The following is a 14,378-nucleotide window of genomic DNA, read 5'->3' on the forward strand; positions in this document are numbered from 1 at the left end:
ATCCAATCTCATGACTTGCACAAAACCCTGTGGGAGCGAGCCTGCTCGCGATGGCGGCAGATCATCCAACATTGATGTTGACTGACAAGACGCTTTCGCGAGCAGGCTCGCTCCCACAGGTGTTGTGTTTCATGCCGGGTGAGGGTTACGCCAGCTCTTTGCGCAACTGGCGGGCGGCGGTGACCATGTGCACCAGCGCCGCTTCGGTCTCCGGCCAGCCACGGGTTTTCAAACCGCAATCCGGGTTGACCCACAGCCGCTCGGCAGGAATGCGCTTGGCGGCCTTGCGCAACAGGTTGGCCATTTCCGAAGCGTCCGGAATGCGTGGTGAGTGGATGTCATAGACGCCCGGGCCAATTTCGTTCGGGTAAGCGAAGGCTTCGAACGCATCCAGCAATTCCATGTCCGAGCGCGAGGTTTCAATGGTGATCACGTCGGCATCCATTGCCGCAATCGACTCGATCACATCGTTGAATTCGCTGTAGCACATGTGCGTATGGATCTGGGTTTCGTCGCGCACACCCGAGGCGCACAGGCGGAATACTTCCGTCGCCCAGTCCAGATAATGCTGCCACTGCGCCCGACGCAACGGCAGGCCTTCACGAAACGCCGCTTCGTCGATCTGCACGATCTTGATGCCGGCAGCTTCCAGATCGACCACTTCGTCGCGGATCGCCAGCGCCAGTTGCCGGGCCTGCACTTCGCGGCTCACGTCTTCACGGGGGAACGACCACATCAGCATGGTCACCGGGCCGGTCAGCATGCCTTTCATGACCTTGTCAGTCAGACCCTGGGCGTAGCGGATCCACTCGACCGTCATGGCTTTCGGACGACTGAGGTCGCCGAAAATCACCGCCGGTTTCACGCAGCGCGAACCGTAACTTTGTACCCAGCCGAAACGGGTGAACGCATAGCCGTCCAGTTGTTCGGCGAAATATTCGACCATGTCGTTGCGCTCGGCTTCACCGTGCACCAGCACATCGAGGCCCAAACGCTCCTGGATTTCCACCGCATGGCGAATTTCGCTGTGCATGGCTTCGGTGTATTCGGCCAGGGTCAGTTTGCCTTGCTTGAACGATTGGCGCGCCAGGCGGATCGAGCCGGTTTGCGGGAACGAACCGATGGTCGTGGTCGGGAACAGCGGCAGATCCAGGCCAGCGCGCTGCTTGGCAATGCGCTTGGCAAACAGTGATTGACGCTGGCTGTCCTTGGCGGTGATTGCCGCCACCCGAGCCTGAACGGCAGGCTTGTGAATACGTGGCGACGCCGCGCGGGCGGCCTGCACCGAACGGCTCTCGGTCAGTGCACGCAGGACTTGCGGCGCTTCGGGCTGGTTGACAGCCTGAGCCAGCACAGCCACTTCTTCGCACTTCTGTACGGCAAAGGCCAGCCAGCTTTTCAGCTCGGCATCGAGTTTGTCCTCACGACCGAGATCCACCGGGCTGTGCAATAGCGAACAGGACGGCGCAACCCACAGGCGATCACCCAGACGCTCATGTGCGTGCTGCAAAGTCGCCAAGGCACTTTCCAGATCGCAGCGCCAGACGTTACGGCCATTGACCACGCCCAGGGACAACACTTTATAAGCCGGCAAGCGATCAAGAATGGTCGGGTATTGCTCCGGTGCGCGCACCAGATCAATGTGCAAACCGTCGACCGGCAGGTTGGCGGCCAGGCCAAGGTTTTCTTCCAGGCCACCGAAGTAAGTCGCCAGCAGCTTCTTCAGCGGATCGCGCTGGATCTGGTTGTAGGCACGCTCGAAAGCGTTCTTCCATTCTTGCGGCAGATCGAGCACCAGAATCGGCTCGTCGATCTGCACCCACTCCACGCCTTGAGCGGCGAGACGCGCGAAAATCTGCCCGTACAGCGGCAGCAGGCGATCAAGCAGTTCCAGCTTGTCGAACTCGGCGCCCTTGGCCTTGCCCAGCCACAAATAAGTCAGCGGGCCGATGATCACCGGTTTGACATTGTGACCCAGTGCGCGAGCTTCTTCGACTTCTTCAAAGAGTTGATCCCAACCCAACTGAAACTGTTGATCCGCGCTGAATTCAGGGACCAGGTAGTGATAGTTGGTGTCGAACCACTTGGTCATTTCCTGAGCGTGTGCCCCGCCGCAGCAACTGTCGCTGACGCCTCGGGCCATGCCGAACAGGGTGTGCAGGTTGGTTTTGCCGTCGTGCGGACGGAAGCGCTCAGGGATCACACCGAACATCAGCGAGTGGGTCAGCACCTGGTCGTACCAGGCGAAATCACCAACCGGCAGCAACTCGATGCCGGCGTTTTTCTGCAAGTCCCAATGGGCCTTGCGCAGTTCGCGACCCACTTCACGCAGGCCGGCCTCGTTCAGTTCTCCTTTCCAGAACGCCTCTTGCGCTTTCTTCAGTTCGCGGTCGCGACCGATGCGCGGAAATCCAAGGGAATGGGCCAGTGCCATAACAAACAACTCCAATGTCTTGTTGATGGTGGCCATTGTCGGCATCGGTCGTTAGTGAGACAAACTCAATTTAATCTTGATCAACACAAGTTTCCCTCATGATCAAATGATCGCAGCCAGACGCCTGAAAGCACTCCAGAGCTGAGCGAGCGCCCGACGGCTGAACAGTTTTTGCGGCAGGAAATTTCTCGGCAATTCAAGCTGTTCGTCGCCATGAAGACGCCCTTTGAAAACTCGATGACGCCTCCGTATAAACGCACCCGAAAGCACCCCGGCAGGTCTTTGATTTCGATCTATCGTTAGATCGAAATGGCTGAATTGGCGACCGACTAAAGGTTGCGACAGCCGATGTCTGAGCCTATGTTGCACGCGAGTCTTTTCCCCGCGAACGGAACGCGATCAACACCACAAAGAGGTGAAGAAATGTCAAAGGAATCACGTCCTGCCGTACTTGGGCTGATCGGCAATACTCCACTGGTTCAAGTCACCCGCTTCGACACCGGGCCTTGCACGCTGTTTCTCAAACTCGAGTCGCAGAACCCCGGTGGTTCGATCAAGGATCGCATCGGTCTGGCCATGATCGACGCCGCTGAGCGCGATGGTCGCCTGCAGCCCGGCGGCACGATTGTCGAAGCCACCGCCGGCAACACCGGCCTGGGTCTGGCACTGGTTGGCCGCGCCAAAGGCTACCGCGTGGTGCTGGTGGTACCGGACAAAATGTCTACCGAGAAAGTCCTGCACTTGAAGGCCATGGGCGCCGAAGTGCACATCACCCGTTCCGATGTCGGCAAGGGCCATCCCGAGTATTACCAGGACGTTGCCGCCCGTTTGGCGAAAGACATTCCCGGCGCATTCTTCGCCGACCAGTTCAACAACCCGGCCAACCCGCTGGCCCACGAGTGCAGCACCGCGCCGGAGATCTGGGCGCAGACCGAACATGATCTGGACGCCATCGTCGTCGGTGTCGGTTCGGCGGGCACGCTGACGGGCCTGAGCCGTTTCTTCAAACGTGTGCAACCGGATCTGGAAATGGTCCTGGCCGACCCGGTCGGTTCGGTGATGGCGCAATACAGTCGCGACGGCTCCCTGCCGACGCCCGGCTCCTGGGCGGGGGAAGGCATCGGTGAAGATTTCATTCCGTCGATCACTGACCTCTCCAGCGTGCGCCACGCCTACTCCATCAGCGATGAGGAAAGCTTCGATCACGCCCGCCAGTTGCTCAAGGCTGAAGGCATTCTCGGTGGCTCGTCGACCGGCACCCTGCTCGCTGCGGCGTTGCGTTATTGCCGCGAACAGACCGAGCCGAAACGTGTGGTGAGTTTTGTCTGCGACACCGGCACGCGCTATCTGTCGAAGGTCTACAACGATCAGTGGATGACCGATCAAGGCCTGCTGCAGCGCAAGGGCTACGGCGATTTGCGCGACCTGATCGCCCGGCGTTTCGAGGACGGCCGCGTGATCAGCGTCGGCCCCGACGACACCCTGCTGACCGCGTTCCAGCGCATGCGTCTGGCGGATGTTTCGCAATTGCCGGTACTGGTCGAAGGCAAGCAACTGGTCGGCGTGATTGACGAATCCGACATCCTGTTGCCGGTACACGAAGATGCGGCCCGCTTCAGCCAATCGGTGTCCAGCGTGATGACCGACAAGCTGCAGACCCTCGCGCCCGGCGCCAGCCTCGCTGAACTGGAATCGGTGCTCAGCCGTGGCCTCGTCGCCATCATTGCCGATACATCAGGCTTCCATGGCCTGATCACCCGCACCGACATGCTCAACCAATTACGGAGATCCCTCGCATGAGTCAGCACGACGATAAATCCCAAGGCTTCGCGACCCGGGTGATCCATGCCGGGCAGGCGCCGGATCCGACCACCGGCGCGCTGATGCCGCCGATCTACGCCAACTCCACCTACCTGCAAGACAGCCCCGGCGTGCACAAGGGTTTCGATTACGGCCGCTCGCACAACCCGACGCGTTTTGCCTTGGAACGCTGCGTGGCGGACCTGGAAGGCGGCACCCAGGCGTTTGCCTTTGCTTCCGGGCTGGCAACGATTTCCACGGTGCTCGAACTGATCGATGCCGGTTCGCACGTCATCTCCGGCAATGACTTGTACGGCGGTACGTTCCGCCTGTTCGACAAGGTCCGTCAGCGCAGTGCCGGACACCGTTTCAGCTACGTCGATCTGACTGACCTGGCGGCGTTCGAAGCGGCGCTGCAGGACGACACACGCCTGGTGATTGTCGAGTCACCGACCAACCCGCTGCTGAGCCTGTCGGACCTCGCCGCTATCGCCCGTATCTGCCGTGCACGCGGGATCATCAGCGTGGCCGACAACACCTTTGCCAGCCCGTATATCCAGCGGCCGCTGGAGTTGGGTTTCGACATCGTGCTGCACTCGACCACCAAGTATTTGAACGGCCACTCCGATGTGATCGGCGGTATCGCCGTGGTTGGGCAGAATGCTGAACTGGCCGAGAAGCTGGGCTTCTTGCAGAACGCGGTCGGTGCGATTGCCGGGCCGTTCGATGCGTTCCTGACCTTGCGCGGGGTGAAAACCCTGGCGTTGCGCATGGAGCGTCATTGCAGCAACGCACTGGAGCTGGCGCAGTGGCTGGAGCAGCAGCCGCAGGTCAAACGCGTCTACTATCCGGGGCTGGCCTCGCATCCACAGCATGAGTTGGCCAAGCGCCAGATGCGTGGTTTCGGCGGGATGATCTCGGTGGACCTGAACAGTGATCTGGCGGGCGCGCGGCGCTTCCTTGAGAACGTGAAGATCTTCGCCTTGGCGGAAAGTCTCGGCGGCGTGGAGAGCCTGATCGAGCATCCGGCGATCATGACCCACGCGACCATTCCGGCTGATACCCGGGCGAAACTGGGGATTGGCGATGGTCTGGTGCGTCTGTCGGTGGGCGTTGAAGACGTCGAAGATCTGCGCGCCGATCTGGCGCAGGCGCTGCAATCGATCTGACCTTGCAGGAACGACAAAGCCCGCACGAAGCGGGCTTTGGTGTTCGAGTAGGCGGCCAGTGCTGGTCTCTGGCTTACAAGGTTTATCGGGCTTCCCACAGTACCGGGCCAAATTGAAAAGGTACGGCCTCGGCTGCTTCACACGGCATAAGGGCTGGATCTCAGCGCGGAGATCTTTCTAACCGTGTACCTTTCGGAGCGCGCCCCACGCCCCCTTGCTATCCGATTGCGCATCAGTCTGCGTCTTCGCCTACATCTTTGAGATTAGCAAAGGCTCGCCGGCTTGTTTCTCTGTTTTTAGACTGAATTCAACTTTGCCCGTCGGGTGAAGGAAAAGAAACACCTAACGCCCGTCGATCCCCCCGCCCTACCGCGTCCAGACGGCGATCTATACTGGATCAGTTCGATACTGATTACGTCGACACCCGTGCGCCTGACGGTGCGCCCGTGCCTTCCGCCAACCAGACTGACCCGAGCCGATGAGTCGACGCGCAAGCGCCTGTGCGGCGCACGAAGCGTTTTCGCCGAGCGGCTGCCGGGACGTGGAGAAAATCATGAAATACAGGTTTTTGTCAGGCGTGGTAATTGCTGTCACGGCCGCTGTAGTGATGCCCGGTGCCTGGGCGGGACAGCCGCAGGCAGTGGCTTCGGATGGTGCGGATCATGTTGGCGCTCCAGCCGTAGCCTCTGACGGTTCCGACCATGTTGGTGCGGGGGCAGTAGCTTCCGATGGCGCCGATCATGTCGGGGCCGGTGCAGTGGCTTCCGACGGTGCTGATCATGTCGGGGCCGGGGCGGTCGCTTCCGATGGCGCCGATCATGTCGGGGCCGGTGCAGTGGCTTCCGACGGTGCCGATCATGTCGGGGCCGGGGCAGTAGCTTCCGACGGGGCCGATCATGTCGGGGCCGGGGCCGTGGCTTCCGGTGGTGCCGATCATGGCGGGGCCGGGGCAGTGGCTTCCGATGGCGCCGATCATGTCGGGGCCGGGGCGGTCGCTTCCGACGGTGCCGATCATGTCGGTGCTGGCGCTCTTGCTTCAGATGGCGCCGATCGTACCGGCGTCAACCGGTTTGCCTATTCTCGTGTCGGCGTTGGCTCTGATCGCGTCGCCTCCGCGTTGATGACGGGCAGCTATTCCGACCAGTTCAACAGTCCCCAGTAATCTTCCCGCGGCCCAACGGGCGGCTCCAGCGAGCCGTCTGTTGCACTCCGCACTAGCACATTTGTGCTAATCGACCGCCCTGTCGCCTGGCGTTATATTCCCCCGCAACCCCCGATGTTCCCCAACGTTGCCTGTATGCAGCGTGCGGGATCGTTGTGCCTGGAAATCAGAACAACACCAAGGAAGAAACACCATGAAAACCCTGATCGCAACACTCACCCTCAGCGCCCTGTTCCTCACTGGCTGCGCCACGCCGAAACAATGGGAAGCCACCGGCGGCAGCAAAAACGATGGCGTCGTCCAGGTTTCCTATGAGCTGGGCCAGTTCGAAAGCGGCCAGACCAGCGCCGAACAAGGCCTGACCGTCGCCGCGCAACGCTGCAAGACCTGGGGCTACAAAAATGCCGAGGTCACCGGCTCGGAGAAAAACATCTGCCGCACCATGGGGCAATACAACTGCCTGCAGACCACCATCACCCAGGATTACCTGTGCAAACGCTGAGCACGCATTAACTTGTAGGAGCTGTCGAGTGCAACGAGGCTGCGATCTTTTGATCCTCATCCTGAAAATGAAGATCAAAAAGATCGCAGCGTGCCGCAGCTCCTACAGGGGTTGGATTTGCGGTCGGCGATCGCGCAGGGCTCGTAGGGTCGCGCGCAGTTCGGCCGGGCGCACCGGTTTGGACAGGATGGCGATGTCGCGGTCGTGCAGGGCCGCCTGGATTTTCTCGACGTCGTGCCCGGTGATGATCATCGCCGGCACCGCCCAACCACGCTGCCTGCGTACGTCGTCGATACATTCGATGCCGGTGGCATGAGTGCCGAGGTCATAGTCGGCGACGATGATGTCGCAGTCGGTGACCAGATCCTGAGCCGTCAACTCGGCCTCAACCACACAGCCCCAACGCTCCAGCAACGCTGAAGTCGCCAGTAGCACGTTACGATCATCCTCCACCAGACACACCTTCAACCCGGTCAGCAAACCGACCTGACGTGCTTCATCACGATTGACCGTTACCCGCGGCGGCGCAGTGATCGGCAAGCCGTACAAAGTCACCGCGGTTCCCCGCCCGAGCCGCGAGCGCAGGGCCACGTTCACACCGATCAACTCACCCAAACGCTTGACGATCGACAACCCCAACCCCACGCCTTCGACGTCTTTGTCGCGCACTTGGCGCACCCGATAAAACTCTTCGAACACCTTGGCCAGATGTTCTTCGGCGATACCGTTGCCGCGGTCATAAATCACGATGGCCAGCCCCGCTCCGCGCCGGCGCACGCCGATCAGCACCGGCCGATGCGCGCCATATTTGAAACAGTTGGAAAGCACGTTCTGCACCATGGTCGCCAGCAACGCCGGATCGGTTTGCACCCAATACTCACAGGGGCGCAAACGCAACTCCACTCCGGCCCAACGCGCTGCTTCAGCGTTCTGGCGAATCAGCTCCGCCAACCATTGCCCTAAATTGAAAGCCTGCAGTTTGGGCAGCACCCGACCGTTATCGAGGGTGTACAGGTCAAGGATCGAACGAAACAACTGCGAGACGTTGAGCAGCGAACGGTCAATATTGTCGACCAGACGCCGCTCCTCCTCACCCAATCGCGACTCACGCAGACACGCGGTAAACAGACCGATGGAATGAATCGGTTGGCGCAGATCATGACTGGCCTGGGCGAGAAACCGCGACTTTTCCAGATTCGCCGCGACGGCTTCTTCGGAGGCTTTACGTGTGCGCTCCAGCAGCAGATGCGCATAGAACGGGATCACCGTGCTGGTGATCATCAGCATCAACACCATGAACGGCTGCGCCTGCCATACCGGGGTCAGGCGATAAACACACAGCAATGCCAGCAAGGCCAATGCCGTGGCAATCGCCAGATAGCGCGAGCCATAGCGCATGCCATTGCCGAGGTTGACCCAGATGATCACCGCATACAGCGGCAATGCCGCCTCGCCACCGACCACCAGACCAAAGCAGGTGCCGGTGTAATCGTGGACCATGGCGAAAATCCGTCGCGCCGGATAATGCCCCGGCCAGCGCGCAATCGCCTGACGCAAGCCGATCGAGGCCAGCAGAAATACAGTGATGTAGGTGACCACCGGCAGATAAGTATCGAAGCGCTGGCCCGGCAACAAACCCAGTGCCAGCATATAAACCACGGCGATACCGGCGATGATGATGCGCAGGTTGGCCTGGTCGAGTTCGGTGTTTTTCTCGAACTTCATGGTTAAACGTCCTTGTGCGGCAATCGTCAGAATCAGCAGGAACCTACAGGCAACCCTTGCGCTCGGTGCTAATGTGCAGGCCTTGAGCAACGCCTGACCCAGGGAGGGTCACGCCATGACATGCCGAATTATCATAGCCGACGATCACCCGTTGTTTCGCGAGGCGATGCTGCGCACGGTGCAGCGTTTGCTGCCCGCAGCCGTTATCGACGAAGCCGGTGATCTCGACGCGGTGCTGGCGCTGCTGCCTCTGGGAGATGAGCCGGACACCTTGATTCTCGACCTGCGTTTCCCCGGCCTCACCTGTGTCAGCCAGCTCGGCGAACTGCGTCGGCGCCTGCCGCGCACCACGTTGATCGTGGTGTCGATGGTCGATGATGAGTCGTTGATCAGCGAAGTCATGGCCGTCGGGATCGACGGTTTCATCGGCAAGAACATTGCCCCCGATGAAATCGGCCAAGCGATTCTGGCGATTCGTGAAGGTGAAGTACTGGTGAAATTTGCGCCGTCGGGCCTGCTGCCGCTGGAAACCGGCGCCGCTCTCACGCCTCGTCAACAGGACGTGTTGCGCTTGATTGCCCAAGGCAAGACCAACAAGGAAATCGCCCGCGAACTGGATATCTCACCGTTCACGGTGCGCATTCATGTGTCTTCCTTGCTGCGCACGCTGAACGTGCCCTCACGGGCCGCAGCGGCGGTGAAATACACGGGCACTTTGTAGGAGCTGCCGAAGGCTCGGGCCGCGTTCGGACGATCTTTTGACTTTGTTTTTTAAAAGACGAGATCAATAGATCGCAGCCTTCGGCAGCTCCTACACGGGGCGGTGTGTTATGGGTCGACTTGCGCCATCAGCTCGGGCACCGATTCCGGGCGCTTGGCGTAGCGCTGCGCCAGCACCGCACAGACCATCAACTGAATCTGATGGAACAGCATCAGCGGCAGGATCAGCACGCCGATGGTGCTGCCGGCAAACAACACCTGCGCCATCGGCACACCGGTGGCCAGGCTCTTTTTCGAGCCGCAGAACAGAATGGTGATGCGGTCTTCCTGGCTGAAGCCGAACGCCTTGCCGAGCATCGTCGACGCCAGCAGCACCAGCGCCAAAAGAATGCAGCAGACCACCACCAGCCCCAACAACTCGACCAGCGGAATCTGATGCCAGATACCTTCGTTGACCGCCTCGCTGAACGCACCGTACACCACCAGCAGAATCGAACCCTGGTCGACGAACTTCAGCCAGTTCTTGTTGCGCCCGACCCACGCGCAGATCCAGCGGCGGGCGATCTGCCCGGCAATGAATGGCAGGAGCAATTGCACGCTGATCTTCAGGATCGCATCCAGCGTCGAACCACCGTCACCGTGCACATCAAGCAGCAGTGTCACCAGCAACGGCGTGAGGAAAATCCCGAACAGGCTCGAGGCCGCCGCGCTGCAAATTGCTGCCGGAATGTTACCTCGCGCCAACGAAGTGAAGGCAATCGCCGATTGTACCGTGGCCGGCAATGCGCAGAGGTAAAGCATGCCCATGTACAGTTTGTCGCCGATCAACGGCGACAGCAGCGGCTTGAGCGCCAGACCCAGAATCGGGAACAGCACGAAGGTCAGGCCGAACACCAGCAAATGCAGTCGCCAGTGACCGGCGCCGGCGATTATCGATTCGCGGGACAGCTTGGCGCCGTGCAGGAAAAACAGCAGCGCGATGGCGATGTTGGTCAGCCAGCCGAAGCCGACCGCGACCTGACCGCTGGCCGGCAGGAAACTGGCGAGCAGCACGACGGCGATCAATGTCAGGGTGAAGTTGTCGGGGAGGAATCGTGGGCGCGTCATGGTTTACTCATCCGGGGGTTGCCAGTACGTAACAGCGACTTTAACGTGACTGCAAATTACCGACTAACGCCGAAGATCCTCCAGATGCCGCCAAAAGGACACGACAAAAGCGTCAGACGCAGTATTCCCGGACTTCCCAGCTTGCCGCGTCCGCTGTACGGACGCACCGAATCGCTGCCAAATCGTGCGCTGACCCGCCGCCACAGTCACCCGTGGGTGCAATTGTCCTACGCGATCCAGGGCGTACTCGAAGTGCAGACCAGCGCCGGGCGCTTCGTCGCGCCACCCGAGCGCGCAGTGTGGATTCCCGCCGGTGTGCCGCATCGGGTGTTCAGTTCGCCGCACACCGAGATGCGCAGCCTGTACATCGATTGCAGCGTCGCCGGTTGGGCGATCGAGCGTTGCCATGTGCTGGGCGTCAGCGATTTGCTCAGGGAGCTGATCCGCGCCTTCAGTCAGGTGCCGGTGGAATATGACCAGAGCGGTGCGCACGGGCGACTCGCGCAGGTGATCCTCGACCAGTTGGCCGAAGCACCGCAGATCGACCTGATGCTGCCGCTGCCACAAGACGCCCGCCTGAAGCAGATCTATCAGAGCCTGGAGCAACATCCGGAACAGCAGACCACGCTCAGCCACTGGAGCGAAAAATTCGGCGTCACCGAGAAAACCCTCACCCGTCTGTTTCTGCGCGACACCGGCCTGACCTTTCGTGCCTGGCGTCAACGCTTGCGCCTGCTCGGTGCGCTGACACCCCTGGAACGTGGCGAGCGCGTCACCGACGTGGCGTTGGCGTGCGGATATGACTCGACTTCGGCATTCATTTCAGCCTTCCGTCAGCAGTTTGGAGAGACACCGGGGGAATTTTTCCGCTGAATAACCCGATAATTATCGAACTTGCACATGCCTTTGCTGAACGTTCAGGGTAGAGTTACACCCATCGAAAATCTTTCGCACGTTCCACAATAAAAACCTTTTTGAGAACCTGACGGCGGTAATGACATGATCGAAGTCACTGAAGTTTCCATTGCCCAATTGCGCGCTGCGCTGGTCTCCGGCCAGACCACTTCGGTCGAGTTGGTGCAGGCTTATCTGGCGCGAATCGATGCCTACGACGGTGCTGACACCGCCACCGCGCTCAACGCCGTGGTGGTGCGCAACCCCGATGCGCTGCAAGAAGCGCAGGCTGCCGACGAGCGCCGCGCCAAGGGCGAAACCCTCGGCCCGCTCGACGGCATTCCGTACCCCGCCAAGGACAGCTACTTGGTCAAAGGCCTGACGGCAGCGTCCGGAAGCCCGGCATTTGTCGATCTTGTCGCCCATCGCGATGCGTTCACCATCGAACGTCTGCGCGCGGCCGGAGCGATCTGCCTGGGCAAGACCAACATGCCGCCGATGGCCAATGGCGGCATGCAGCGCGGTGTCTATGGCCGCGCCGAAAGTCCGTATAACGCTGATTACCTGACGGCGCCATTCGCCTCCGGCTCGTCCAACGGTGCCGGCACCGCGACAGCGTCCAGTTTCGCCGCGTTCGGTCTGGCTGAAGAAACCTGGTCGAGCGGGCGCGGCCCGGCGTCGAACAACGGTTTGTGCGCCTACACGCCGTCGCGCGGGGTGATTTCGGTGCGCGGCAACTGGCCGCTGACCCCAACCATGGACGTCGTCGTGCCGTACGCGCGCACCATGGCCGACTTGCTCGAAGTGCTCGACGTCGTGGTCGCCGAAGACACCGACAGCCGTGGTGATCTTTGGCGCCTGCAGCCGTGGGTGCCGATCCCGAGCGTGATGTCCGTGCGCCCTGCTGCCTATGCCGAACTGGCGGTTAAGGCCGACGCACTGGCGGGCAAACGTCTGGGCGTGCCGAAGATGTACATCAACGCCGACCCTGAGGCCGGCACCAGCGCAGAACCCGGCATTGGCGGCCCGACCGGGCAACGCATCAACACCCGCGAGTCGATGATCGACCTGTGGAAACAGGCGCGCGCTGCGCTGGAAGCGGCCGGTGCCGAAGTCATCGAAGTCGATTTTCCGCTGGTGTCCAACTGCGAAGGCGACCGCCCGGGCGCGCCGACCGTGTTCAATCGCGGCATCGTCTCCAAAGAGTTTTTGCACCACGAACTGTGGGATCTGTCGGCTTGGGCTTTTGACGACTTCCTGCGCGCCAACGGCGACCCGAAGCTCAATCGTCTGGTCGATGTCGATGGGCCGAAAATCTTCCCCCACGACCCGGGCACTCTGCCTAACCGCGAAGGCGATCTGGCGGCCGGCATGGACGAATACGTGCGCATGGCCGAGCGTGGCATCACACCGTGGGATCAGATTTCAACGTTGCCGGACGGTCTGCGCGGTCTGGAAAAGACCCGCAAGCTCGATCTTGAAGACTGGATGGATGCGCTGAAACTCGACGCGGTGCTGTTCCCGACGGTGGCCGACGTCGGCCCGGCGGATGCCGATGTCAATCCGCAATCAGCGGACATCGCCTGGAGCAACGGGGTCTGGGTCGCCAACGGCAACCTCGCGATTCGCCACCTTGGCGTGCCAACGGTAACGGTGCCAATGGGCGTCATGGCCGACATCGGCATGCCGGCCGGTTTGACCTTTGCCGGTCGCGCCTACGACGACTCGACGCTGCTGCGTCTGGCCTCGGCGTTTGAATCGACGGGCTCCAAACGTCTGGTGCCGCCGCGCACGCCGCCGCTGTCCTGAAACAAAACGGGGTCGGGACTTTTCAGTCCCGACCCCGTTTGCCGTTATTAATCCGCTAACGCTTCAAGCAAATCGGCCGACGGCACGAAATACAGGCCACCGGTGACGGCGGTGCTGAAATCCAGCAACTTGTCGTAATTGCCCGGCGGTTTGCCGACGAACATGTTTTCCAGCATCTGCTCCATCGGTTCGGGCGAACGCGCATAACCGATGAAGAACGTGCCAAACTCCCCCGCTCCTGGCCGACCGAATGGCATGTTGTCGCGCAGGATCTTCACTTCCTCGCCCGCAGCGTTAGTGATCGTGGTCAGCGCACTGTGGGAATTGCTCGGTTTGACGTCTTCCCCCAATTCGATATCCGACAGTTTCGTGCGACCGATCACTCGCTCCTGGGCCTCGACACTCAAGCCGTTCCACGCCGTCATGTTGTGCAGATATTTCTGCACCAGCACGTAACTGCCGCCGCTGAAGTCCGCATCCTCATCGCCGACGATGGTGAAATTCAACGCTTTGCGCCCGACCGGATTCTCCGTGCCGTCGACAAAACCGATGATGCTGCGCATGTCGAAATAGCGGAAACCCTGAACCTCGTCGACCACGGTCACCGCATCGCCGAGCACGGCCATGATCTGGGTGGCCAGCTCAAAACACAGGTCCATTTGATCGGCGCGGATGTGCAGCAACAGGTCACCCGGCGTGGCCGGTGCCTGCCGCCCTTCTACGCCGAACTCACGAAACGCGTGCAATGACGCCGGCCGCGGGCTGCCGAACAAACGATCCCAGGCATTCGACGAAAACCCGCAGACGCACGTCAGGTTGCCCGCCGGTACGCGCTTGCCGACCGATCGCACCAGCCCGGCAACATCACCGCACCAGTCCTTCACTGTCTGCACGGCGTCGGCGCCTGCATTGAGCGTGGCGACAATGAAAATCGCGCTGCTGGTGATCGGACTGCCGACGGCTTGAGGTTCCAAAGGGTCATTGCTCATCGCTGAAATTGCCGCTCTGTAAGAGATGGACGAAAAAGGTTGGGGACACTGCTGTAGCCCGACACTT

11 protein-coding genes are annotated in these 14,378 nt (G+C 60.8%); 6 read left to right on the forward strand and 5 right to left on the reverse strand.

The window, feature by feature from the left end; all coding sequences use genetic code 11:
* Positions 1 to 145 precede the first annotated feature (145 nt).
* On the reverse strand, positions 146 to 2,434 hold the full coding sequence (metE, locus tag AK821_RS27160) for a 5-methyltetrahydropteroyltriglutamate--homocysteine S-methyltransferase (RefSeq protein ID WP_064393024.1): 2,289 nt from the start codon (positions 2,432 to 2,434) through the stop codon (positions 146 to 148).
* Between the two features lie 423 nt (positions 2,435 to 2,857).
* Here metE and AK821_RS27165 point away from each other — a divergent pair, with 423 nt between their 5' ends.
* Complete coding sequence (locus tag AK821_RS27165; protein WP_064392997.1) at positions 2,858 to 4,234, forward strand: pyridoxal-phosphate dependent enzyme; 1,377 nt, start codon at positions 2,858 to 2,860, stop codon at positions 4,232 to 4,234.
* Positions 4,231 to 5,403, forward strand: coding sequence for a cystathionine gamma-synthase (locus AK821_RS27170; RefSeq protein ID WP_064392998.1), 1,173 nt, complete (start codon positions 4,231 to 4,233; stop codon positions 5,401 to 5,403). The genes AK821_RS27165 and AK821_RS27170 overlap by 4 nt, the downstream gene beginning before the upstream one ends.
* 571 nt (positions 5,404 to 5,974) lie before the next feature.
* Here the strand turns inward: AK821_RS27170 and AK821_RS30840 are convergent.
* The gene (locus AK821_RS30840) at positions 5,975 to 6,418 is read right to left on the reverse strand and encodes a hypothetical protein (protein WP_064392999.1); all 444 of its coding nucleotides are present in this window, start codon (positions 6,416 to 6,418) and stop codon (positions 5,975 to 5,977) included.
* A 340-nt stretch (positions 6,419 to 6,758) separates the two neighbouring features.
* Here AK821_RS30840 and yecR point away from each other — a divergent pair, with 340 nt between their 5' ends.
* Positions 6,759 to 7,067, forward strand: a complete 309-nt coding sequence (yecR, locus tag AK821_RS27180; RefSeq protein ID WP_007918065.1) for a YecR family lipoprotein — start codon at positions 6,759 to 6,761, stop codon at positions 7,065 to 7,067.
* A gap of 102 nt (positions 7,068 to 7,169) precedes the next feature.
* On the opposite strand, the gene AK821_RS27185 is transcribed toward yecR, so the two are convergent.
* Positions 7,170 to 8,792, reverse strand: a complete 1,623-nt coding sequence (locus tag AK821_RS27185) for an ATP-binding response regulator (protein WP_064393000.1) — start codon at positions 8,790 to 8,792, stop codon at positions 7,170 to 7,172.
* A gap of 115 nt (positions 8,793 to 8,907) precedes the next feature.
* Between AK821_RS27185 and AK821_RS27190 the strand changes: the two genes are divergently transcribed.
* Positions 8,908 to 9,513 (forward strand): LuxR C-terminal-related transcriptional regulator, encoded by a 606-nt coding sequence (locus tag AK821_RS27190; RefSeq protein WP_064393001.1) that lies wholly within the window; start codon positions 8,908 to 8,910, stop codon positions 9,511 to 9,513.
* Between the two features lie 107 nt (positions 9,514 to 9,620).
* Here the strand turns inward: AK821_RS27190 and AK821_RS27195 are convergent, their stop codons facing one another.
* Complete coding sequence (locus tag AK821_RS27195) at positions 9,621 to 10,619, reverse strand: bile acid:sodium symporter family protein (protein ID WP_064393002.1); 999 nt, start codon at positions 10,617 to 10,619, stop codon at positions 9,621 to 9,623.
* A gap of 84 nt (positions 10,620 to 10,703) precedes the next feature.
* Between AK821_RS27195 and AK821_RS27200 the strand changes: the two genes are divergently transcribed.
* Together AK821_RS27200 and AK821_RS27205 are read left to right on the forward strand one after the other, a co-directional pair.
* A complete protein-coding gene (locus AK821_RS27200; protein ID WP_064393003.1) occupies positions 10,704 to 11,492 on the forward strand; it encodes an AraC family transcriptional regulator in 789 nt (262 codons plus the stop codon).
* A gap of 126 nt (positions 11,493 to 11,618) precedes the next feature.
* Positions 11,619 to 13,322, forward strand: coding sequence for an amidase (locus AK821_RS27205; RefSeq protein ID WP_064393004.1), 1,704 nt, complete (start codon positions 11,619 to 11,621; stop codon positions 13,320 to 13,322).
* Between the two features lie 47 nt (positions 13,323 to 13,369).
* Here AK821_RS27205 and AK821_RS27210 read toward each other — a convergent pair whose 3' ends face one another.
* Positions 13,370 to 14,311: a Dyp-type peroxidase gene (locus tag AK821_RS27210; RefSeq protein WP_064393005.1), complete on the reverse strand. Its 942-nt coding sequence runs from the start codon at positions 14,309 to 14,311 to the stop codon at positions 13,370 to 13,372.
* Between the last annotated feature and the right edge of the window lie 67 nt (positions 14,312 to 14,378).

The sequence above is a fragment of the Pseudomonas sp. RIT-PI-r genome (assembly GCF_001297015.1).
Lineage (GTDB): Bacteria > Pseudomonadota > Gammaproteobacteria > Pseudomonadales > Pseudomonadaceae > Aquipseudomonas.

What these genes read in the sequence shown, in the direction of transcription:
- AK821_RS27200 (WP_064393003.1), top strand. Translation starts at nt 10,704, where the DNA reads ATGCCGCCAAAAGGACACGACAAAAGCGTCAGACGCAGTATTCCCGGA.
- AK821_RS27170 (WP_064392998.1), top strand. Translation starts at nt 4,231, where the DNA reads ATGAGTCAGCACGACGATAAATCCCAAGGCTTCGCGACCCGGGTGATC.
- AK821_RS30840 (WP_064392999.1), bottom strand. Translation starts at nt 6,418, where the DNA reads ATGATCGGCACCGTCGGAAGCGACCGCCCCGGCCCCGACATGATCGGC.
- AK821_RS27185 (WP_064393000.1), bottom strand. Translation starts at nt 8,792, where the DNA reads ATGAAGTTCGAGAAAAACACCGAACTCGACCAGGCCAACCTGCGCATC.
- AK821_RS27210 (WP_064393005.1), bottom strand. Translation starts at nt 14,311, where the DNA reads ATGAGCAATGACCCTTTGGAACCTCAAGCCGTCGGCAGTCCGATCACC.
- yecR (WP_007918065.1), top strand. Translation starts at nt 6,759, where the DNA reads ATGAAAACCCTGATCGCAACACTCACCCTCAGCGCCCTGTTCCTCACT.
- AK821_RS27165 (WP_064392997.1), top strand. Translation starts at nt 2,858, where the DNA reads ATGTCAAAGGAATCACGTCCTGCCGTACTTGGGCTGATCGGCAATACT.
- AK821_RS27190 (WP_064393001.1), top strand. Translation starts at nt 8,908, where the DNA reads ATGACATGCCGAATTATCATAGCCGACGATCACCCGTTGTTTCGCGAG.
- AK821_RS27195 (WP_064393002.1), bottom strand. Translation starts at nt 10,619, where the DNA reads ATGACGCGCCCACGATTCCTCCCCGACAACTTCACCCTGACATTGATC.
- metE (WP_064393024.1), bottom strand. Translation starts at nt 2,434, where the DNA reads ATGGCACTGGCCCATTCCCTTGGATTTCCGCGCATCGGTCGCGACCGC.
- AK821_RS27205 (WP_064393004.1), top strand. Translation starts at nt 11,619, where the DNA reads ATGATCGAAGTCACTGAAGTTTCCATTGCCCAATTGCGCGCTGCGCTG.